A 20,445-nucleotide genomic window follows, 5' to 3' on the forward strand; every position below is an offset into this window, starting at 1 on the left:
TCCCGATGCCTGAACAGAGAAGCGTCCGGGCTCTAGAGCCCGATCACCCGCCAGTCAATCTTCGACGCCGCGCGGGCGAGGGGCTTGAACCGGCTGCGCCGCCGTGGCGACCGGGACTTCACGACCTCGCGGCACCTTGTCATATGGATGACGCTGTTTTTGATCGTTACAGTGACCTGGACTCGGAGATCGGATGGCTCATCGCTCAGCAGCGCCCGCGACAGCCTCGCCGGCGATCGACCGCATCGTGGTGCCGGGAGCGGAGATCGGGACGGATGGCCTGCATGCGGATCGCACGAGGCTGGCCGGATTCATCCGATGGGCATTGGCCGAGGAGGCGGAAGCGGCCGTGCAACAGGCGCGGATCGCCCGCATGGAAGCCGAAGCAGTCGAGCAGCGTGTCGAGATCGATCGCCTGCACGGCATCATCGCGGCAACCCATGCCTGGGCCCTCGGCCTGCAGGCTGAGGTGAATGCGCTGCGGGACCAGCCGGCGCCTCGGCGCGTTCCGACCCTCGTCCGCCTCGCCAGCCGCCTGAAGCGCAGGCTCGCCGCGATGCTGCCGATGCGGGACCGGGCGCTATTGCCCGCACCGGCTGCAGGTGATCCGGCGGCGCCGCCGGCTGCCGGCTCGACGACGTCCGAAGCGGAAACGTCGCACCGTCCGGATACCGGCGCAGTGCTCCGGCCTGTCCTCCCGTCCGGGCCTGCCACCGGCGAGGCGGCGGGACTGGTGACGCTTGAGGGGCTGTACCAGCTCTCCCGGTCGCTCTGAACGATGGCGCGGATTTTCGTCAGCGACACCATCCTCGAGGAGCGGCTGGTCATCCAGGCGGAGCGCCGGGACGAGGGTACGGGCCGGCCGCGGCATCCTGAGTGGAAGGCGCTCTCCGCGCTCTATCGGGATAGTCTTGCGGCCTGTGGCTACGACGTCGCGCCGGTGGCAAGGCCGGAGATCTACCAGACCGCAATTGCCCGGCAGATCCTCGGCGCGCGGCAGGGCGACCGGCATCTTGCGGTCAAGCCGATCGAGCACCTGAGGCCGTTTCACGGACTTCCCAATCTCTACGTGTGCGACTGGGCTTTTCCGGAACTCTCGAACACGCCGTATGGCGGTGATCCGTTCGCCGACCAGGTGCGGGTGTTGCGGATGGCGGATGCCGTGCTGTGCTGCACCGACTTCACCCGCGATGCGCTGCGCGCGGCCGGCGTCGACCGGGCGATGACGATGCCACCGCATGTCCCGTCACCGACCGGAGCGGCGCCGCCCCGGGCCAGCAGGCACGGCGGCCGTTTCCTCGGCCTCGTCGCACCGGGTCGCGCGCGTCGCCAGATGCAACCCATGCTGGCGGGCTTCATCGAGGCAGCAAGGCAGCGGGCGGGGCTCAGCCTCGTGATCCACGTGCAGGACGACGAGCCGCGCCTTCACGACGAGGTGGTCGCCTGTGTGGCGGGGATGACCCGCGGTGTGCTCGCCGACGGGGTCGTCGATGTCCGCGCCGGGCCGATCCGTGCGAGGCAGATCGAGGGCCTGTTCGACGACGCCGATTTCTTCCTGCAGCTGGATGTCGCCTCCGGCCTGTGCCTGCCACTGGTGCAGGCGATGCTGGAAGGCGTGCCGCTGGTGACCAGCCGGCATTCCGGCACCGCGAGCTTCCTGCCACCGGAGGCCGCGGTGACGATCGAGACCGGCGAGGCACGCTATGACGGGGAGGACGAGCCGATCGCGCGGGACCTGAAGCTGACCTGCCATCCTCCCTTGCCCGGAGCGGTACGCGACGCCGTCCTGGCCGCCGCCGCCCTCGACGGCGCCGCTCGCACGCAGAAGGCGATGCTGGCTCGCTCGCTGGCCGGGCAAAGGTTCGGCATCGACGCGTTCGCGGCCAACCTCGAACAGCTCACGATCCGCCTTGCCCGGAATACGCCATGATCAATCGCGCAGCGGGCGGCTCGGCGGAACGGCGGCCCCTGGTCATCGACATCGGGCCATTGCGGGAGCGATACTATACCGGCATTCCCAACGTCATCGCCGAGCTCTGCAAGCGTTTCCTGCGGGAAGACTGGCTCGACCTGTATTTCGAGCTGGACGGAAGCTGGATCGACCATGACAGCGTGCGCCGATGTCTCGACGAGCATAGCGGCAGCAGCCTGAACGGGCGGCCGGAGCGTTTCGAACCCGCCCGCGCGATACGCGACAGCCTGCGCGAGAGCCGCATGCTGCACCGGACCGTCGGCCTGTATACGGATCTGCGTCCGGCCCGGAAGCTGTACCCGTATGAGGGAAAGATCGTCTACGATCTCTCGATGATCCTGACGCCAGAATGCCATCCGCCCGAGGCGGCCGGCATGTATGTGGCGGATCTTGCCGAGCAGATCGCGTGCACCGAGATCCTGTTCTGCATCTCGGAAGCGACCGCCCGTGACCTCGCCTGGATCTATGGCGTCGGCCCGGAACGGCTCCGGGTCGCGCTGCTCGGCAACGCGATCGAGCCTGGCCTGGTCGACCGGATGCGCGGGCTGCTCGGCGGGCGGCCGGTCGAGCCGTACCTGCTGGTGCTCGGGTCCATCGAGCCGCGCAAGAACGCTGCCCTGGTACTGCAATGGGCCGCCGAGCATCCCGCAATCCTCGACGAGGTCCGCATCGTCTTTGCCGGGCGCCAGGCCTGGGGCCAGAGCTTCACGTCACAGGCGGCGGAACGCGGGCTGCAGGGGGCGTTGGCGGCGGGCCGCATCGTGTTCACGAGCTTCGTGGACGAGGCGTTCCGCACCGCCCTGCTGGTCGGGGCGGCAGGGCTGATCTACCCGTCCGTCTTCGAGGGTTTCGGCCTGCCGCTGCTGGAGGCGATGGCCACCGGCACGCCCGTGCTCAGCTCGGTCTCCAGCTCGATGCCGGAGGTCGTGGGCGATTGCGGCTACTACTTCGACCCGTACAGCGTGGCGTCGCTGCATGAGGCCTACGCGTCGCTCAGGCGGGACCGGGCGTCCGGCGCGATCGACAACCTCATCGCCCGTGCCCGCGTGCGGGCCGGCGGCTTCAACTACGACAGGACCTACGAGGCCATCATCCAGGGCCTGTTCGCAGATGGCCGCGACTAGAGCCCCGGCGTTATCCCGATCTGCCTGATCAGTGCGGCGATCTTTTGAGCCCGGTCCGGATCGCCATGGAAGGCCCTGATGATCGGCTCGCGAGCTTCCATATGTTCAGCCAGGCAGTTGAAGCGGTTCGGCAGGACGGTCAGCAGGTCGCGATACGGGCGAGTGGCCATCAGGTCGATGAAGGCGGACTGGTCCTCCCACCTTCCTCCGGTCGGCATCTCGTTCCAGGCTTTGAGGAACTCGATCGTCGCGTCCGAGCGTCCGGCAAGAAGAACACCGGTGTTGAGGTGTCGTTCGATCGTGGGGCTGTCGAAACTCTCGCACACGGCGATCCCGAAGCCGCTCGCCGCGAAGATATCGACTGACGGATCGACTATGACGCAGTCGGTATCCACCCAGGCGACCTGATCGTACCCCTGCGCCATCGCCTCGATGAGCAATTCGACCTTGCGCCAGTGCGGTGAGCGGCCTTTGGTATCGGGGGTGTTGTCGATCCAATACTCGATGCCGTGCTGCCGGCAGTATCGGGAATGAACTTCGAACGTCAGCGCCAACAGGTTCTCGTGCTCCGGTCCGGAGGCGTATTGTATCAGGGTACGGTTCTGCCGGCCGCCGGATTGCGGGCCCTGGATTTCCTCGGCCTGGCCCGACCGGCCATGCCCGGCGAGCGCCTCGATCCTCTGTGCCAGGAGACCATACCGGACATAGCTCTCGGCGAGTTGCGCCGACAGGCCGTTGACCGCGTCACGCAGCGAGGCGATCTCGTTGTTCTTCTCGAGCTGCAGGGCCTGCGTGAAGGCGCGTGCAGCCTGCACCTCCGACAGCACCTTTACATCCAGGCCTTCGGAGAAAACGCGCAGTGCCTGCAGCTTTGCCTGGCTGTTCCCGGCTTCGCTTTCCAGCCCCGAAAGCCGGTGGGCGAGCGCTACCATGTCCTTGCGCGCGCCGGTCATGCGGGCGTTCACCAGGACTTCCAGCCGTTCCGCGACAAGCGCCTTCAGCCGCTCGACCGCCAGCGCGCCGACGCGGTCGCCGATCGACAACTCGAGCTTGCGGGACAGCTCCGGCTGCAGGCTTTCGAACAGTTTCGGGGCGATCCGGGTCTCGAGCTGCGGCAGGACGGCTTCCTCCAGCCGGTCGAGCAGGTCGTCCTGCCAGTCCGAGAGCTTTGTCGCGAGGTTGCGCTTCTGGTCGACATCGACCTCGCTGGCGATCCCCTCGTAGTAAGGGATCGCAAGCTTCCAGAAAACCGAGCGGACCGGGTTCGTGAGCCACCCCAGCAGGGATTTCGATCGTCCCCGCTGCTTTATCCGGCCAAGGTCCATCCAGCGAACTCCTCTAGACTATCCGAATCTCAAGGCCAGCGAGAGATTGTGTTTCAGGAAGGCGAGCAGCGGTAGCTTGGGATCGTCCGCGAGCGCCGTCTGCCAGTCGCGTGCGTGGCCGCGCAGCACGGCCTCTACGCGGTCGAGGGAATGCGAGAACGACAGGTCGGACGTGCCGAGGCGATGTCCGGCTTGGCCCATCGCCTCCAGGTCGACATGCCGGTCGGTGATCATCGTCATCGCCTCGATGAGGTCTTCGACGTTGCGTTCGATCTTCAGGCAGTGCACGCCGTCGACCAGCCGCTCGGATGCGCCGCAGTTGCGCGTCATGATCGGAATGGCGCCCCTGGCCGCGGCCTCGACCGGGGTGAAGCCGAACGGTTCGCGCTCCCAGGTCGGGAACAGGAAGCAATCGTATTCGGCATAGAGCTTGAGGAGTTCGGGCTGCCGGCGCGAGCCCTTGAAGCTGACGCGGTCGTCGACCTGCAGCGTCCGCGCCATATCCACGTAGCGCTGGATTTCGCCATCTCCGTAAATGTCGACCTTGAACTCGCGTCCCGACATCTTGAGCGCCGAACTCGCCTGCAGGATCAGGTCGATCCCCTTGTGCGGCCGCACGGTGCCCGCGGTCACGAAACGCGCCTCGCCATCCCTGAGGTAAGGCTCATGGGGCAGGGCGTCGGTCTCGTCCGCCCAGCCCGGTATCAGATCCACGCCTTGCGGGAAGCCGATATGTCCGACCTGCTCGATCTCGTCGACCAGATGCTGGCTCATGGAGATGATGCGGGCCGTGGCATAGAGCTCAGCGCCCTGGGCGTTGAACAGGCCCAGGATCGTGGGCGGCACGTGGGCCTTCAGTTCGGCGGGAATGCGGTCCATCAGGTGGATCGCCCACGGCACCTTGACCTGGTTCAGCAGATCCAGGAGCGCCACGCCACCGATCCCCGCGACGTTCCAGACGTAGACGATGTCAGGGCGGAACTCGCGAACCACCTGCAGCAGGCGAAGCGTGTTGGGATAGATCGTGCAGAATGAGGCGTGGATCGCCCGCTCCTGGACCTTCGGCTCCGGGCTGAGATGCGGGATGAACCATTGCAGGTCCAGGCTGCGATCCACCCAGGCGGGCTGATCCGCCAGCAGCGGCAGGTGCGACCAGGTGGTCAGCAGGCGGATATCGTGACCCCGGCCTGCCAGGGCGCGCGCGACGTTCGCGCAGGCGATCTCGTAGCCGCCGATCACCAGCGGCGGGAACAGGTTGTTGAGAAACAGGATGCGCATTCAGGAGGTCGCTGTCTTTTCCGGCACCAGGCTCGCGTAGAACGCGGCCAGGCGCGAGCCGATGGCCGCCATGCCGTGGTTCGCCACCACATGCCGGCAGGCGAGGGCGCTGGCGCCCGGGGCAGGCCAGATGCCATAGGAATAGTCGGTCAGCAGGCCGACAAGCTCCTCGTGGCTCGAGAATATGCGGCCGAAGCGCGGATCGGGCACCAGTTCCGGCAGCGAGCCGGTATCGGCCACCGCCGCGGGCAGGCCGCACGCCATCGCCTCGAGGCTGGTCAGTCCCATCAGTTCGGGCTTGCCGATCACACGCCCGTAGATGTCGAGCGCGGTGGAGGCCTGGATGAACAGGCCGGCGGTCCGGTAGAGCCGCAGCAGCCGGTCATCGTCGGCGTCGTGCTCGAAGCTGACGTCCTTGCCGGCAGCCATTTCCTTGAGCAACCCGTAATAGTGCTGGTCATAGACGCGCCCGGCGATGATCAGCCGCAGGCCGTCCGGAAGGGCCTTGATGACCCGGTCGATCCCCTTGTGCGGGAGAATCCGGCTGACGCACAGGACGGTCTTGCGATCGCGCGGAATGGTCTCGTCCGGACAGAAGCGATCGGTATCGACGGGCCCGACGAGGATCTCGTGCGGGCCGCTGAAGTAGCCGTCGACCAGGCTGTGGGCATAGCGCGAGATCGACAGGATGCCGCCGAACAGCTCGAGACCGCGGCCCTGCAGCATCAGCGCGTTCTCGCCGCCGCCGAGGTCGGTGCCGACCATCGGGATCCCGAGGGAGCGGACGATCGGGGTCGAGTAGGTGCCGAACAGCGACAGCGACTGGTGCACGTGCACCAGGTCGAAGCCCTTGAGCTGGGTCCAGAGCGCGGACGAGAAGCCCTCCATCGGCTCGGGCGAGGGCGACTCGTTGCGCAGCACCTTCACCGGGATACCCTCCTGGTTGAAGCTCCTCGCCGTGGCGCCGATGGAGAACACCGTCTGGTCGATTTCCGTCGCCTGCCTGAGCGCATGCGCCAGGTAGTACACGTAGCGCTCGCCACCACCGACGACGGAGAGATCCGAGAAGTAGGCCGGAGTGAGATGCGCAACCCGCAGCATCTCAGGAGGCCACCCCGGTGACGGGAGCAGGCCAGGCGCTGCAGGCGGGTCCTGCGAACACGCCTCTCATGCAACCGGACTTGCAGGGCGCCGCACCGCCATCAGCGCCTCGACCAGCCTGGTGGCCGGAAGCGCACTGATGCCGGCGACGCCCCAGAACAGCGGCTTCGCACCACCGCCCTGACCGACGCCGTCCAGGCCGGCCTTGCGCATCACCTCGCAGAGGCGCTCCGCCTCCTCGGTTGCCATCGGGGTTTCGCTCGCGCACAGCACCAGTCCGCCGGGGAGCAGCAGCCGCACCATCTGCGGCGCATCATGCGGATCGCAACCGATCAGGCGAAAACCGGTGCCGTAGCCTGCGGGGCTGGCACCGACATGCAGGTCGCCGCCGCCGCGGTCGGTCTGGATCGACATGATCAACTGCTTCAGCTCTGCCGCGGGGGTCCCGAAGATCCCGTAGTCACCCTTCTGCGCGACCGCCAGGTAGCCCAGGTCGTAGCCGATATCGAAGGTCGGATCGGTCCAGTACCTGGTATGCCTGTAGGGCGACGCGACGGGCGTGGCATGGACGGCATCGAATGACCACGGCCGGTGGATGCCGCGCAGGTCGAGCAGGCCGCGCAACTCGTCGAGCAGCGCCCATTGGCCGCCCCTGACCTGATAAACACCGATGCCGTCGACGGTGCCGATCCGGGCAAGCGTCGACATCTGCTTCATGATCTCGTCGAGGACCCGCATCTCGTGGATGTTGTCGATGTCGTCGAACAGCAGGATCCCGCCGTCCCTGATCTTGGGGGCCCAGCATTCGAGGTCGCGCATCGCCCCCTCGAAGCTGTGGTCGCCGTCGATCAGCAGGATATCGATCGGTTCGGCGGGCCACGCCGCACCGACCGAGTAGCTGTCGCCAACCTTCAGGTCGATCCTGTGCTCCAGCCCGAGGCTTCCGAGGTTGCGGCGCAGCACGTCGAGGGTGAACATCCCCGCGGGCAGGCAGAGCCAGGGCGGTGCCCCGAGCAGCGGGTCGACGCAGACCACCCGGCCCGACCCGGCACGACTGTCGAGCCCCTTGGCGAAGAACGAGGCCGAGCCGCCGCAATACGATCCGAGCTCGACGATCACGCCGTCGGAGGCGCGGGAAGCGGCGAGGCCGTACAGCAGCGCCTTTTCCCGCTCCGTGCTCCATGTCTTCACGTCCTTCTGCAGGAAGAGCGTGAGGAACTCCTGGAAGGCCCGGTCCTGCAACGTCGACTGGATGACGGCGTCGGGATCAAGTGCCTGACCCGCGGACGCTATGCTCGATTGATCCATGACTGGGCTTCCATGGCTGGAATTCGGGATGTCGGCGGGTGCCGCAGTGTGGCAGCGGTGATGACGCCGTCACCGCGTGCGCACGATCCGCCGCGACGAAGCAGAGGATTATGCGGTCACCCGGTCAGGGAGTTCGACGCTATGCCTGCTTCTCGAAGACGCCGGCGATTGTCAGGGTCACCGTGTCGCCGATCAACGGCACATAGGTCTTAACTCCGAAATCGCTCCGCTGCAGCGTCCCGCTCAGGTCGAATCCGACCGTGTATTTCTTGTCGAGCGGGTTCACCCCGGCGCCGACCAGCCTGGCATGCAGCGTCACCGGATGCGTCTGCCCGTGCAGCGTGAGGTCGCCTGCGACATCCGCCTCGCCGTTGCCGGTCGGCGTCACCCTGGTCGACCTGAACGTGATGTCCGGGTCGGCCTTGGCATTCAGCCAGGCATCGCTCTTGAGCTCGCCGGTGAGCTTGGCGTTGCTGGTCAGCACGGAGCGCGTCGGCACGTGGATCTCGAAGCGGCTGTCGGCCGGCGACTTCGCATCCAGGCTGAGCGACCCCGACGACTGGGTGAACTGGCCGTGGAAGGTCGAGAACCCCATGTGCGAGACGCTGAACAGCACCTGGGTGTGGTTCGGCTCGATGGCGTAGCTGCCGCCCTGCACGCTGGCCGGATCGCTGCTCGCCGGAGACGGCGCCTGGGCCGCGGCCAGAGCCGGCGCCAGGGCGCACACGGCGAGTGCGGCCATTCCGATCGCGGGAGCGGTCATCGTCATCCGGGCGTTCCAATCGCAATGAGATGCGCAACTTGCCCCACCGCGACCGGCTGCTCAACCCGGCTTGATGCCTAGCCCTGAGGCCCCGGCCGGATGCAAGGCCTTGTCATTCCATGCGCGGCTGCAGCTCGAACCGCTCCAGCGCTTCCCAGGGGCCACCCAGGTAGCGCCATAGCCGCACGCAGGCGCCCTCGGTCCACCAGGGCACGAAGCCGTCGGACAGCCGGGCCAGGGTGTCTGCCGCCTGCTCCCGGCCGACCTTGTTCTGCACCGTGACGTGCGGCCGGTAGCCCTGCCGGTCCTGGCGCGTCAGCCATGGCGCCCAGGCGGCAGCCAGCCGCGCACGCAGGGCCTGCAGTTCCGGCGATGCTAGCGGGAAGGCGACTCCGGCGCCGAGCGGGTGCGGCGCCTGCACCAGGATCGCCGGGCGCGCCACCTCGAGGCCCGAGAGGGTGCGCACGATCGCGCCGCGTTCGGCGCCGGGCAGGGTATGGAACAGCGAGACGTGCGCCGGCACCAGGTTGCGGTCGGCCGGGAAGTGCCGGTTGCGAAGCGCCTGGAAGGTCGACTGCGCCGGCTCGGCAAGGGTCAGGGTGAGCAGCAGCGAGGCCGGCTGGAGCGCGTCCGGAGGGCTGCCGATTGGTTGCGTGGTCATGCCCCCCATGCTAGACGCCCCGCAGCAGGGACGGCAGTCCACCGCCGGAAAACAACGCAGTAGATGGGAACGCCGCAAGTGCCAGAGGGCGCAACGACAGGTGCCGCACACGCGGGTGGAATGCCCGGACGCTACGCGACCGCCCTCTACGACTATGCCGAAGAGCAGGGCCGCCTCGACGAGGTGGTCGACCAGGCCGCCTCGCTGGTCCGGCTGATCGACCAGAGCGCGCCGCTGCGCAGCCTGCTCGCCAGCCCGACCCTGGATGTCGTGCAGTCGCGGGACGCGACGCTGGCGATCCTGGACCGCCAGGGCTTCGGAGAGACCATCCGTCATTTTGCCGGCGTGATCGCCAACAACCGCCGGCTGCCGGCGCTGCGGGCGATCCTGGCCGCGTTCGCCACCCAGGTCGCCAGCCGGCGCGGCATCACCGTGGCGCAGGTGGCGAGCGCGCATGCCCTGACCGACCTGCAGCGCACCCAGTTGCGCGCCCGGCTTGCCGAAGCCGGCTACGGCCGCGTCGATATCCATGAGAGCGTGGACGAGGCTCTGCTGGGCGGCCTCGTCGTGCGCATCGGCGCGCGTCTGTACGATGCCAGCCTGAAGTCGCGCCTCGCCCGCCTGCACTACGCCATGAAGGGAGCCGCGTGATGGAAATCCGTCCCGCCGAGATTTCGGACATCCTCAAGCAGCAGATCGCCTCCTTCGACAGCGAGGCCGATATCGCCGAGACCGGCACCGTGCTCAGCGTCGGCGACGGCATCGTGCGCGCCTACGGCCTGCAGAACGTGATGTCGGGCGAGATGGTGAGCTTTCCCGGCTCCGGCCTGCGTGGCATGGCGCTGAACCTCGAGAGCGACAATGTCGGCATCGTGGTGTTCGGCGAGGACCGCACCATTCGCGAGGGCGACACGGTGGCGCGTACCGGCACCATCGTCGACGTGCCGGTCGGGCGCGGCCTGCTCGGGCGCGTGGTGGACGGGCTCGGCAACCCGATCGACGGCAAGGGACCGCTCACCAACGTCGAGCGCCGCCGCGCCGAGGTGAAGGCGCCCGGTATCATGCCGCGGCAGTCGGTGTCGGAGCCGATGCAGACCGGCATCAAGGCGATCGACAGCCTGGTGCCGATCGGACGTGGCCAGCGCGAGCTGATCATCGGCGACCGCCAGACCGGCAAGACCACCATCGTCACCGACACCATCATCGGCCAGAAGAAGGTCAACGACCTCGGCGACGACAAGAAGTCGCTCTATTGCATCTATGTCGCGATCGGCCAGAAGCGTTCGACCGTGGCGCAGATCGTGCGCACGCTCGAGGAGAACGGCGCGATGGAATATTCCATCGTGGTCGCCGCCACCGCGTCCGATCCGGCGCCGATGCAGTATCTCGCCCCCTATACCGGGTGCGCGATGGGCGAGTTCTTCCGCGACAACGGCATGCACGCGCTGATCGCGTATGACGACCTGTCCAAGCAGGCGGTCGCATACCGGCAGATGTCGCTGCTGCTGCGTCGTCCGCCGGCGCGCGAGGCGTATCCCGGCGACGTGTTCTACCTGCATTCGCGCCTGCTCGAGCGCGCCGCCAAGATGTCCGACGCGTTCGGCGGCGGCTCGCTGACGGCGCTGCCGGTGATCGAGACCCAGGCCGGCGACGTTTCGGCCTACATCCCGACCAACGTGATCTCGATCACCGATGGCCAGATCTTCCTCGAGACCGAACTGTTCTTCCGCGGCATCCGGCCGGCGGTCAATGTCGGCGGTTCGGTGTCGCGCGTGGGCTCGGCAGCGCAGATCAAGGCGATGAAGCAGGTCGCCGGCAAGATCAAGCTGGAGCTGGCGCAGTATCGCGAGATGGCGGCGTTCTCGCAGTTCGCCTCCGATCTCGATGCCGCGACCCAGCAGCAGCTTGCCCGTGGCTCGCGCCTGACCGAGCTGCTCAAGCAGCCGCAGAATACGCCGTATCCGGTCGAGGAGCAGGTCGCCGTACTGTTCGCCGGCACCCGCGGCTTCACCGACAAGGTGCCGGTCGAGCGCGTGGTGAAGTTCGAGCGCGACTTCCTGACCGAGCTGCGCGCCGATGGCGGCGGCATCCTGGAAGCCATCCGCGACCAGCGCGAGATCAAGAAGGATACCGAGGAGAAGCTCACCCAGTTCCTTACCGGCTTTGCCAAGCGCTTCACGCAGGACTGACGCATGGCCTCCCTGAAGGAGCTGCGCGGGCGGATCACCAGCGTCAAGTCGACGCGCAAGATCACCTCGGCGATGAAGATGGTGGCGGCCTCCAAGCTGCGCCGGGCGCAGGCCCGGGCAGAGGCCGCGCGCCCGTATGCCGAGGCGATGCAGCGCATGCTGGCTGCACTCGCGCGCAGCGTCATCGGTCGCGATGGTGCGCCGCCGCTGCTGGCCGGCACCGGAAAGGACCAGGTGCATCTGCTGGTGCCGGTGACCTCGGATCGCGGGCTCGCCGGCGGCTTCAACTCGAATCTCGGCCGCGCCACCCGCAACCTGGCGCGCCGGCTCGAGGGGCAGGGCAAGACCGTCAAGATCCTGCCGGTGGGGCGCAAGGGGGCCGACTATCTCGCGCGCGAGTTCGGCCAGAAGGTGATCGACCGGGTGCCCGGCTCTGCCGGGAAGGACGTGGCGTTCGGCGCCGCCAACGAACTCGGCGAGCGCATCGTGCGTATGTTCGAGGCCGGCGAGTTCGATGTCTGCACGCTGCTGTTCAACCGCTTCAACAACGTCATGTCGCAGACGCCGACCGAGCTGCAGCTGATCCCGCTATCCTTACCGTCGAACGACAACGAGCGTGGCGAGGACCAGGGCGCAACCTACGAGTTCGAGCCGGACGAGGAGACCATCCTGGCCCGTCTGCTGCCGCGCAACCTGCAGATCCAGATCTACCGCGCCATGCTGGAGAGCGCCGCCGGCGAGCAGGGGGCCCGCATGACCGCGATGGATTCCGCCACCCGCAATGCTGGCAAGGCGATCGACCGCCTCACGCTCACCTACAACCGCACCCGCCAGGCCAACATCACCCGGGAACTCATCGAGATCATCTCCGGCGCGGATGCCGTCTGAGACCCGATCTCGCCGAAGGAACTGATCCATGTCCTACACCACCGAGGCTCCCACCCAGACCCAGGCCAAGCCGTCCGGAGGCAACGTCGTCGGCCGCGTCACCCAGGTGCGCGGACCGGTGGTGGACGTGCAGTTCACCGGCGACCTGCCCTACATCCTGAATGCGCTGACCTGCCGGGTGGGCGACCAGACCCTGGTGCTGGAAGTGGCGCAGGAGACCGGTGATCGCGAGGTGCGCTGCATCGCGATGGAGAGCACCGACGGGCTGGTGCGCGGCACCGAGGTGACCGACACCGGGGCGCCGATCATGATGCCGGTGGGGCCCGGCACGCTCGGCCGCATCCTCAACGTCATCGGCGAGCCGATCGACGAGCGCGGCCCGGTGACGGCGGTGGCGCACTACCCGATCCATCGCGACGCCCCCTCCTTCGAGGAGCAGGCGGCGTCGGCCGAGATCCTGGTGACCGGCATCAAGGTGGTCGATCTGCTATGCCCCTACCTGAAGGGCGGCAAGATCGGCCTGTTCGGCGGCGCCGGCGTCGGCAAGACGGTGCTGATCCAGGAGCTGATCAACAACATCGCCAAGGCGCATGGCGGCGTGTCGGTGTTCGCAGGCGTCGGCGAGCGCACCCGCGAGGGCAACGATCTCTACCACGAGATGAAGGATGCCGGCGTCATCAAGCTCAACGAGCATGACACCGAGGGCTCCAAGGTGGCGCTGGTGTACGGCCAGATGAACGAGCCGCCGGGTGCGCGTGCGCGCGTGGCATTGTCCGGCCTGACCGTCGCCGAGTATTTCCGCGACGAGGAAGGCCAGGACGTCCTGTTCTTCGTCGACAACATCTTCCGCTTCACCCAGGCGGGTTCGGAAGTCTCCGCGCTGCTCGGCCGCATTCCGTCGGCGGTGGGCTACCAGCCGACGCTGGCGACCGACATGGGCGCGCTGCAGGAGCGCATCACGTCGACCAAGAAGGGGTCGATCACCTCTGTGCAGGCGATCTACGTGCCCGCCGACGACCTCACCGACCCGGCGCCGGCGACATCGTTCGCGCATCTGGATGCGACCACGGTGCTGAACCGCTCGATCGCCGAGCTCGGCATCTATCCGGCGGTCGATCCGCTGGACAGCACCTCGCGCTCGCTCGACCCGAAGATCGTCGGCGACGAGCACTACCAGGTCGCGCGCGACGTGCAGCGCATCCTGCAGACCTACAAGTCGCTGCAGGACATCATCGCGATCCTGGGCATGGACGAGCTGTCCGAGGAGGACAAGCAGACGGTGGCCCGCGCGCGCCGCATCCAGCGCTTCCTGAGCCAGCCGTTCCACGTCGCCGAGGTATTCACCGGCGCACCCGGCAAGCTGGTCTCGATCGAGGACACCGTGCGCTCGTTCAAGGAGATCGTCGCCGGCAAGTACGACCACCTGCCGGAGAGCGCCTTCTACATGGTGGGCTCGATCGACGAGGCGGTGGCCAAGCACGAAGCCTCCAAGAAGAAGGACTGATCCGGTGCCGATCGAGGTCGAGATCGTCAGCCCGGAGAAGCGCCTGCTGTCGCGCAGCGTCGAGATGGTGGTGATGCCGGGATCCGAGGGCGACCTCGCGGCGATGGAAGAGCATGCGCCGATGATCGTGCTGCTGCGCGGCGGGCTGGTCTCGCTTTATGACGCAGGCCGTGGGCTGGCCACTCCGAGCGAGCAGTTCTTCGTCGCCGGCGGCTTTGCCGAGATCACCGGCGATCGCTGCACGATCCTGGCCGACGAGGCGACGCCCCTGCGCGAGCTGTCGCGCTCCGAAGGCGAGGCGAGGCTGGCCGAGGCGGAGCGCGCCTACGACAACGCCGACAAGTCCGACATCACCACGCTCGACCCGTATCTCGACCGTCTGCAGTCGGCACGGGCGCATGTCGAGGCGGCGGAGCGGTAGGGCGTCGAACAGAGAGGTTGCCGGAAGCGGACCAGGCGGCCTGCCGTCCGCACAGCGGCGGATGGGCCAGGAGTGTCCGAGCGTGTCGAGCCGAACCGAAACCCTGCTGGGTGCATACCCCAGGGACAGCCGCATCATCGAGATCGGGCCGAGCTTCAATCCGATCGCACCCAAGGCGGACGGCTGGAACAGCCAGACGATCGATCACCTGAGCCGCGAAGGCCTCGTCGAGAAATACGCCGGCCTTCCTGGCATCGATCCCGGCCGGATCGAGACGGTGGACTTCGTCTGGAAGGGTGGGTCGCTGAGCGATGCGGTGCCCGAGGCGCAGCATGGCAGCTTCGACATCTTTCTTGCGAGCCACGTGATCGAGCACACGCCCGACCTGGTGGCATTCCTGCAGGCCGCGCAGACCTTGCTCAAGCCTGATGGCGCCGTGGTGCTGGCGGTGCCCGACAAGCGATACTGCTTCGACTACTTCCAGCCTTTGACGACGACCGGGCAGGTCCTGGAGGCACACGCCGAGCGACGCACCCGTCATACCGGGGAGCGCGCGTTCGACCACTACGCCTACGCGGTAACGGACGGTGGGGTAGAATCCTGGGGCCAGCACCCGATCCGCGGGATCCGGCTTTTGCATAGCCTGAACAAGGCAGCGGACCATTACGCCTTCTACGAAAGCTCGGAAAACTACCACGACCTGCACGCCTGGCATTTCGTGCCGAAGAGTTTCGAGCTGCTGATCCTGGAACTCAGCAGGCTCGGCAAGATCGACCTGCATGTGGAGCGTTCGGCTGCTCCAGGAGCGCATGAGTTCTTTGTCTGGCTGCGACGGGGTGCCGCGCAACGGACGGCCGCCATGACCGCGGAGGTCCTGGAGGCAAGGCGGGTCGAGCTGCTGAAGAATGCCCTGCTGGAGCAGCAGTCCCAGATAGATTGGCTGCTCGCAGCCGAGCCCGACCTCACACGCGAGGATGGCGGATTATCGACCTGGGCGACGCCGGTTCGCTACGAGAGGACCCATGCGGCGCTGATGCGCAGCGAAGCGGAGCGGGCCAGGAGCGAGGCGGAAGCCGCAGGCCTGCGCGATCGCCTGGAGGTCGCGCTGCAGCAGGTCGCCGCCCTCGAAGGCTCGACGTCATGGCGCGTCACGGCGCCGCTGCGGTCCCTGGTGCAGCGCTTGCAGCAGGTGCGTGTTCGGCGATGAAGCCGTCGCTGACTGCCCGAAACGGAGGTCGCTGCCCGTGAGTCCCGATCTGGCCCACTCTGAACCAGACCACACCAGCCAGCTTACGCTGTGGCAAACGCTGGCTGCTTCCGGTCACCTGCGCTGTCCGGCCTGCGCTGCCGTCCTTGCTGCTTCGGAAGCCTGTTTCACCTGCACCGGATGTGCCGCCATCTACCCGGTTGAAAGTGGCGTGCCGTTGTTGATGCGGCCGGAAGAGGTGGTGTCGATTCCGGACCGGGTGATGGAGGCGTTCCGCATCGGCGAACCGCATCGCCGGGAAGTCGAGGCTGCACTCGTCAGCCTGGTGAAGTACCGTACGCCGTCGCATCCCGAGTTCGCCAACTTCTTCGCCCGGTTCGAGGCGCAGCCCGAAGCCAGGCAGGTCGTGTCGCTCACCGCGGAGCAGATCGAGGACGCGCTGAAGCACGTGACCTGCCTGACATCGCATCAGCCCGGCACCCTGCGCAGCGACGAGGGCGAGTATCGTTCGATCCGGCTACGGAATGGCTCCCGACTGCCGCTGTTCACCAACGAGACGACCAGGCTGTTTCTCAGCTACCGGCTATTCACGCCGCTCGGCGAGCCGATGGATTTCGAGGCGAGCCGGTCGGCCCTGCCTGTCCCGCTCCACCCCGGCGCCGAGCTGACCATCCCGGCATTGGTGCGGCTGCCGCCGGGCGCCACCGGCGAGCATCTCGTGCGGTTCCATTTCCTGCTGGTGACGCAAGGCGTGGCGTCGCCGCCGGCGCCGTCCGGATGGAAGCCGCCATGGCAGCGGCGTCCGGCCCCGGCGGCTGTCGCGATTGACACCGTCCGGTGGTTCGACGCGTCGCCGGTGCTGGAGATGCGGGTCACCGCCACGCCGCCGGATCTCCCCGGCTTTCCGGCCCTGCGCCGTGACCGACGCGAGCAGTTCGATGTCCAGGCGGATGTCGAGCGCGGCGACGACTTCCTGCGTGAGGTCGTGGCTGGGCTTCGCGATGCCGGGGTGGCGCGCCCGCGCATCCTCGAGGTCGGTGCCGGCATCCATCCGATGTCGATGCGGATCGCCGATCCCGACACCGAGGTGGTGGTCTCGGACATCTCCCACGTCATGCAGGCCCTTGCCCTTGTCATGCATGGCCGCTTCCCGGCAGTACTCGAGGGAAGGGCAGCGTTCGGTGCCTTCGACATGATGTATCCTCCCTTCAGCGAGGGGACCTTCGATATCATCTGCATCTGTGCGGCCCTGCACCACATCCCGCTGCCCGGTGAGTTCCTGAAGCGTCTCACTCCGCTGCTGTCACCGAACGGTCGCTTCGTGGCGGTCCGCGAGCCTTGTGTCGTCAACCCGCTCGAGCCGGCCTATATCGCGGAGCTGTCGAACGGCTTCAACGAGCAGATGTTCGAGCTGCCGGAATGGCAGGACTTCGTCGAGAGGAGCGGGCTTGCGATCGACCGCGCAATAATCGATTTCGAATGCTCGTTGAAATTCTCCGCAGGTTCCGCTTCGGCCGCCTTGTCCTGACGAGCCGGAACCTTACGATGCCGAACCGGCGCTGGTCTTCGTCATCCCGAACATCTGGTAGCGTTCGATTGCCTTGTGGGTCGGAAACTGCTGCGTCTCGTCGCCGTGCTGGTTGAAATACTCGGTCACCACGATGCCCAGGCTGGGATCGAGATGCAGGTCCGGATTTAGCACACGTGGAGCCGTAGCGATGGCCGGCGCCGCTTCAGCCACGGCTGGGGCGGCGGGCGATGACGCTGCCCGGACCGGCGGAGATGCTATGGAGGCGATCTGCATGACAGGGGTTCCGCTTCAATAACGAGACGCTAGCGGATTTTTGTTTCGATTGCAAACATAAATGGCCTGCCACCCCCCGGTCTCGCCATCACGGTGCGGACGATCTATGACCGGCCCGAACGACGGACGAAGAACGAGCATGAGCACCGCAACGACGCCCCCCGACCGGCTCTCGGTCGACCCCACGAGCCCATATCATGACGCCGACATCCTCGCCCGCGGCATCGGCATCCGCTTCAAGGGCGTCGAGAAGGACAATGTCGAGGAGTACTGCGTCAGCGAGGGCTGGGTCCGGCTGACTGTCGGCAAGACCGTAACCCGCACCGGCGCGCCGATGACGATGAAGCTGCAGGGCACCGTCGAGCCCTACTTCAAGGACGCTCCGGCCTGAACCGTAGCCGGCGAGGGCGCATCCGGACGTAGCAGCCGCTCGGCCCGCAGGTCGTCCCAGAGCGCCACCGGGATCCGCGTTGCGACCAGCTCCGCGTTGCGGCGCGCCTCGGCGGCGGATCTCGCGCCGGGGATCACGCTGGCGACCGCAGGATGCGCCAGCACGAACTGTAGCGCCGCCGCCGCAAGCGGCACGTCGTGCGCACCGCAGACTGCCTCGATGCGCGCGACCCGCTCCAGGATCGTGGTATCGGCCGGCTGGTAGTTGTAGCGCGCACCGGGAATGGCGCCGGTCGCCAGGATGCCGGAATTGAACGGCGCCCCGAGGATGATCGACACGCCTTGCGCCATGCAGCGCGGCAGCAGGCCGTCGAGCGCATCCTGCTCCAGCAGCGTGTAGCGGCCGGCGAGCAGGAAGCAGTCGAACTCGCCAAGATCCATCAGCCGCTCGCAGGCGGTGGCCTGGTTGACGCCGGCGCCGAACGCCGAGATCGCCCCCTCGTCGCGCAGCCGCCGCAAGGCACGCAACGCGCCAGTCTCCACCTCCCGCAGCCGGTCGCCGATGGCGTCGCCATGCGTCCATTCGTCGGCGTCGTGGATCAGCAGGATGTCGATGCGTGCCAGCCCAAGCCGCTGCAGGCTGTCCTCGAAGGAGCGCATGGTGGCGTCGTACGAGAAGTCGAATTCCGGGCGGAACGGCAGCTCGCCCTCGAAGATGCCGCCCTCCGCCACCGACAGCCGGTGTGGCGTGGTGCGTCCGTGCGGCCGCAGCAGCCGCCCCACCTTGCTCGACAGCACATAGTCGTCGCGCGGCCGGACACGCAGCCGGTCGCCGAGCCGGCGCTCCGACAGGCCGTGGCCGTAGAGCGGCGCGGTATCGTAGTAGCGCACCCCGCTGTCCCAGGCGGCGTCCACCGCATCCCGTGCATCGTTCTCGTCGAGTGCGACGTAGAGGTTGCCGATCGCATTGGCGCCGAAGCCGAGCCGGCTGACCGCAAGCCCGGAGCGACCGAGGGATCGTGTCGGGATCAAGGCTGCAGCAGGGCCTGCAGCGCCGCACGGGTGCCCTGTGCACGGATCGCCGAGCGCTGCCGGCCGACTTCGGCGATGAAGTCGGGATAGCGCTCCAGGCTCCAGCCGGCGAACGGGCTCATGCGCAGGAAGTCCGTGAGGTCGTGGCGCGCGGCGAGTGCCAGGTCCGGCACCGTGAGGGCAGGCTCGGCGACCGGGAAGCTGCGGCCGAAATCATCCTGGCCGCGCAGATACTCCACGAAGGCAGCCGCGATGAAGGCAATCCGGCGATGATCGCCACCGGATGCCAGCACCGCCTCGGCGGTCGGACGCAGGAACACCGGCAGCTTGGCCGAACTCTGCCCGGCAATCCGGCTGACCTGGTCGCGTATGTTGGGATTGCGGAACCGTCGCAGCAGCAGCGCCGCATAGTCGGCGGTGGCCATGCCGGGCGGCGCGGTCAGGTGCGGTGCTGCGTCCTCCGACAGGTAGCGCTCGACCAGCCGGCTCACCAGCTCGTCCTGCATCGCCTCGTGCACCAGCTGGTGGCCGAGCAGGATCGACGGCAGCGCCATCACCGTGTGGCCGGCATTCAGCATCCGCAGCTTGACCAGCTCGTACGGGTCCACCTTGTCGGTGAACTGCGCGCCGACCTGCTCCAGCGGCGGACGGCCGGCGCAGAACCGGTCCTCCAGCACCCATTGGGTGAAGTCCTCGCGGAACACCGGCGCCCGGTCGGCGGCGCCGCTGCGGTCGTTCAGGCGGGCCGCATCGTCGGCGGACACGAACGGCGCGATACCGTCCACCATGCTGTTGGGGAAGCTGACCTCGGTCTCGATCCAGTCGGCGAGTCCGGGATCGCGGGCGCGTGCGAAGCCCACGAAGGCAGCGCGTGCGGCCTGGCCGTTATGCATCAGGTTGTCGCAGCTCAGCACCGTGAACGGGCCGGTGTCGCTGGTCCGGCGCCGATGCAGCGCCTCGACGACAAGGCCGAACACCGTTCGCGGCGCGGTCCCGGTTCCTGCCGCGGCAAGATCGGCGGCGACATCGGGCTGCTCGAGCCGGAAGCCGCCATGCTCGTCGAGATTGTAGCCGCCCTCGGTGATGGTCAGGCTGACGATGCGGATCGCGGGCTCGGCCAGCCGGCGCAGCACAGCCTCGGGGTCGTTCGGCAGGTGCATATACTCGACCAGGGCGCCGATCAGCACGGTCTCGGCGGCGGCATCCGGCGGACAGATGGTGAGGGTGTAGAGGCCGTCCTGGGCTTGCAGCGCGAGCGCCTTGTCGCGCTCCGGGTGGGTGTCCTGGATGCCGATGCCGAGGATGCCCCAGCCGTTTTGCGATGCGTCGGCCAGCAGCCGGTCCAGATAGAACGCCTGGTGGCTGCGGTGGAAGTTGCCGACGCCGAGATGCGCGATGCCGGCGCGGACGCGGCTGCGATCGTACGCCGGGCGGGCGATGCCGGCGGGCAGGGTGGCGAGCAGGTTGCTGTCGGCCAT

At 67.5% G+C, this 20,445-nt stretch carries 20 protein-coding genes; 11 read left to right on the forward strand and 9 right to left on the reverse strand.

What is annotated here, in order from left to right; translation table 11 throughout:
• Positions 1 to 193: 193 nt before the first annotated feature.
• Genes FE263_RS07740 through FE263_RS07750 form a run of 3 tightly spaced genes read left to right on the forward strand, consistent with a single transcriptional unit; the run spans position 194 to position 3,096 of the window.
• A complete protein-coding gene (locus FE263_RS07740; protein ID WP_138325370.1) occupies positions 194 to 775 on the forward strand; it encodes a hypothetical protein in 582 nt (193 codons plus the stop codon).
• A 3-nt stretch (positions 776 to 778) separates the two neighbouring features.
• Positions 779 to 1,930, forward strand: a complete 1,152-nt coding sequence (locus FE263_RS07745) for a glycosyltransferase family protein (RefSeq protein ID WP_138325371.1) — start codon at positions 779 to 781, stop codon at positions 1,928 to 1,930.
• Positions 1,927 to 3,096, forward strand: a complete 1,170-nt coding sequence (locus FE263_RS07750; RefSeq protein WP_138325372.1) for a glycosyltransferase family 4 protein — start codon at positions 1,927 to 1,929, stop codon at positions 3,094 to 3,096. Before FE263_RS07745 ends, FE263_RS07750 begins: the two co-directional genes overlap by 4 nt.
• Here FE263_RS07750 and FE263_RS07755 read toward each other — a convergent pair.
• From FE263_RS07755 to FE263_RS07780, 6 genes are all read right to left on the reverse strand, one after another.
• Complete coding sequence (locus FE263_RS07755) at positions 3,093 to 4,421, reverse strand: glycosyltransferase family protein (RefSeq protein ID WP_138325373.1); 1,329 nt, start codon at positions 4,419 to 4,421, stop codon at positions 3,093 to 3,095. The two genes, FE263_RS07750 and FE263_RS07755, sit on opposite strands and share 4 nt — an antisense overlap.
• Positions 4,422 to 4,439: 18 nt before the next feature.
• On the reverse strand, positions 4,440 to 5,699 hold the full coding sequence (locus FE263_RS07760) for a glycosyltransferase family 4 protein (RefSeq protein ID WP_138325374.1): 1,260 nt from the start codon (positions 5,697 to 5,699) through the stop codon (positions 4,440 to 4,442).
• Complete coding sequence (locus FE263_RS07765) at positions 5,700 to 6,800, reverse strand: glycosyltransferase family 4 protein (protein WP_138325375.1); 1,101 nt, start codon at positions 6,798 to 6,800, stop codon at positions 5,700 to 5,702.
• Between the two features lie 66 nt (positions 6,801 to 6,866).
• Positions 6,867 to 8,108 carry a class I SAM-dependent methyltransferase gene (locus FE263_RS07770; RefSeq protein ID WP_138325376.1) on the reverse strand — a complete coding sequence of 414 codons (1,242 nt, stop codon included), beginning with the start codon at positions 8,106 to 8,108 and terminating at the stop codon, positions 6,867 to 6,869.
• Between the two features lie 139 nt (positions 8,109 to 8,247).
• Entirely contained in the window at positions 8,248 to 8,871 is a 624-nt protein-coding gene (locus FE263_RS07775; protein ID WP_240759291.1) for a YceI family protein, read from the reverse strand.
• Positions 8,872 to 8,983: 112 nt separating this feature from the next.
• On the reverse strand, positions 8,984 to 9,532 hold the full coding sequence (locus tag FE263_RS07780; RefSeq protein ID WP_138325377.1) for a 2'-5' RNA ligase family protein: 549 nt from the start codon (positions 9,530 to 9,532) through the stop codon (positions 8,984 to 8,986).
• 63 nt (positions 9,533 to 9,595) lie between these two features.
• Between FE263_RS07780 and atpH the strand changes: the two genes are divergently transcribed.
• From atpH to FE263_RS07815, 7 genes are all read left to right on the forward strand, one after another.
• On the forward strand, positions 9,596 to 10,183 hold the full coding sequence (gene atpH, locus FE263_RS07785; RefSeq protein WP_138325378.1) for an ATP synthase F1 subunit delta: 588 nt from the start codon (positions 9,596 to 9,598) through the stop codon (positions 10,181 to 10,183).
• The gene (gene atpA / locus FE263_RS07790; protein ID WP_138325379.1) at positions 10,183 to 11,721 is read left to right on the forward strand and encodes a F0F1 ATP synthase subunit alpha; all 1,539 of its coding nucleotides are present in this window, start codon (positions 10,183 to 10,185) and stop codon (positions 11,719 to 11,721) included. Before atpH ends, atpA begins: the two co-directional genes overlap by 1 nt.
• A 3-nt stretch (positions 11,722 to 11,724) precedes the next feature.
• Entirely contained in the window at positions 11,725 to 12,609 is an 885-nt protein-coding gene (locus tag FE263_RS07795; protein WP_138325380.1) for a F0F1 ATP synthase subunit gamma, read from the forward strand.
• 28 nt (positions 12,610 to 12,637) lie between these two features.
• Complete coding sequence (gene atpD / locus FE263_RS07800) at positions 12,638 to 14,113, forward strand: F0F1 ATP synthase subunit beta (RefSeq protein ID WP_138325381.1); 1,476 nt, start codon at positions 12,638 to 12,640, stop codon at positions 14,111 to 14,113.
• A gap of 4 nt (positions 14,114 to 14,117) precedes the next feature.
• Entirely contained in the window at positions 14,118 to 14,534 is a 417-nt protein-coding gene (atpC, locus tag FE263_RS07805) for an ATP synthase F1 subunit epsilon (RefSeq protein WP_138325382.1), read from the forward strand.
• 82 nt (positions 14,535 to 14,616) lie between these two features.
• Positions 14,617 to 15,741, forward strand: coding sequence for a class I SAM-dependent methyltransferase (locus FE263_RS07810; RefSeq protein WP_171033992.1), 1,125 nt, complete (start codon positions 14,617 to 14,619; stop codon positions 15,739 to 15,741).
• 241 nt (positions 15,742 to 15,982) lie between these two features.
• Positions 15,983 to 17,269 carry a class I SAM-dependent methyltransferase gene (locus FE263_RS07815; RefSeq protein ID WP_171033993.1) on the forward strand — a complete coding sequence of 429 codons (1,287 nt, stop codon included), beginning with the start codon at positions 15,983 to 15,985 and terminating at the stop codon, positions 17,267 to 17,269.
• Between the two features lie 12 nt (positions 17,270 to 17,281).
• Here FE263_RS07815 and FE263_RS22050 read toward each other — a convergent pair whose 3' ends face one another.
• Positions 17,282 to 17,545 carry a hypothetical protein gene (locus FE263_RS22050; protein WP_171033994.1) on the reverse strand — a complete coding sequence of 88 codons (264 nt, stop codon included), beginning with the start codon at positions 17,543 to 17,545 and terminating at the stop codon, positions 17,282 to 17,284.
• Between the two features lie 139 nt (positions 17,546 to 17,684).
• Here FE263_RS22050 and FE263_RS07820 point away from each other — a divergent pair, with 139 nt between their 5' ends.
• The gene (locus FE263_RS07820) at positions 17,685 to 17,936 is read left to right on the forward strand and encodes a DUF3297 family protein (RefSeq protein ID WP_138325385.1); all 252 of its coding nucleotides are present in this window, start codon (positions 17,685 to 17,687) and stop codon (positions 17,934 to 17,936) included.
• Here FE263_RS07820 and FE263_RS07825 read toward each other — a convergent pair.
• Complete coding sequence (locus tag FE263_RS07825; protein WP_240759198.1) at positions 17,912 to 18,967, reverse strand: aldo/keto reductase; 1,056 nt, start codon at positions 18,965 to 18,967, stop codon at positions 17,912 to 17,914. The two genes, FE263_RS07820 and FE263_RS07825, sit on opposite strands and share 25 nt — an antisense overlap.
• The gene (locus FE263_RS07830) at positions 18,964 to 20,445 is read right to left on the reverse strand and encodes a mannitol dehydrogenase family protein (protein WP_138325386.1); all 1,482 of its coding nucleotides are present in this window, start codon (positions 20,443 to 20,445) and stop codon (positions 18,964 to 18,966) included. The genes FE263_RS07825 and FE263_RS07830 overlap by 4 nt, the downstream gene beginning before the upstream one ends.

This window comes from Lichenicoccus roseus, from assembly GCF_005844085.1.
Classification (GTDB): Bacteria; Pseudomonadota; Alphaproteobacteria; order Acetobacterales; family Acetobacteraceae; genus Lichenicoccus; species Lichenicoccus roseus.

Excerpts from the sequence above, each read along its gene's own strand:
- FE263_RS07780 (WP_138325377.1), bottom strand. The coding sequence starts at position 9,532 with ATGACCACGCAACCAATCGGCAGCCCTCCGGACGCGCTCCAGCCGGCC.
- FE263_RS07820 (WP_138325385.1), top strand. The coding sequence starts at position 17,685 with ATGAGCACCGCAACGACGCCCCCCGACCGGCTCTCGGTCGACCCCACG.
- atpD (WP_138325381.1), top strand. The coding sequence starts at position 12,638 with ATGTCCTACACCACCGAGGCTCCCACCCAGACCCAGGCCAAGCCGTCC.
- FE263_RS07755 (WP_138325373.1), bottom strand. The coding sequence starts at position 4,421 with ATGGACCTTGGCCGGATAAAGCAGCGGGGACGATCGAAATCCCTGCTG.
- FE263_RS07770 (WP_138325376.1), bottom strand. The coding sequence starts at position 8,108 with ATGGATCAATCGAGCATAGCGTCCGCGGGTCAGGCACTTGATCCCGAC.
- FE263_RS07745 (WP_138325371.1), top strand. The coding sequence starts at position 779 with ATGGCGCGGATTTTCGTCAGCGACACCATCCTCGAGGAGCGGCTGGTC.
- FE263_RS07760 (WP_138325374.1), bottom strand. The coding sequence starts at position 5,699 with ATGCGCATCCTGTTTCTCAACAACCTGTTCCCGCCGCTGGTGATCGGC.
- FE263_RS07740 (WP_138325370.1), top strand. The coding sequence starts at position 194 with ATGGCTCATCGCTCAGCAGCGCCCGCGACAGCCTCGCCGGCGATCGAC.
- atpH (WP_138325378.1), top strand. The coding sequence starts at position 9,596 with ATGGGAACGCCGCAAGTGCCAGAGGGCGCAACGACAGGTGCCGCACAC.
- FE263_RS22050 (WP_171033994.1), bottom strand. The coding sequence starts at position 17,545 with ATGCAGATCGCCTCCATAGCATCTCCGCCGGTCCGGGCAGCGTCATCG.
- FE263_RS07795 (WP_138325380.1), top strand. The coding sequence starts at position 11,725 with ATGGCCTCCCTGAAGGAGCTGCGCGGGCGGATCACCAGCGTCAAGTCG.
- FE263_RS07775 (WP_240759291.1), bottom strand. The coding sequence starts at position 8,871 with ATGACCGCTCCCGCGATCGGAATGGCCGCACTCGCCGTGTGCGCCCTG.
- atpA (WP_138325379.1), top strand. The coding sequence starts at position 10,183 with ATGGAAATCCGTCCCGCCGAGATTTCGGACATCCTCAAGCAGCAGATC.
- FE263_RS07750 (WP_138325372.1), top strand. The coding sequence starts at position 1,927 with ATGATCAATCGCGCAGCGGGCGGCTCGGCGGAACGGCGGCCCCTGGTC.
- FE263_RS07765 (WP_138325375.1), bottom strand. The coding sequence starts at position 6,800 with ATGCTGCGGGTTGCGCATCTCACTCCGGCCTACTTCTCGGATCTCTCC.
- FE263_RS07830 (WP_138325386.1), bottom strand. The coding sequence starts at position 20,445 with ATGGCCGACAGCAACCTGCTCGCCACCCTGCCCGCCGGCATCGCCCGC.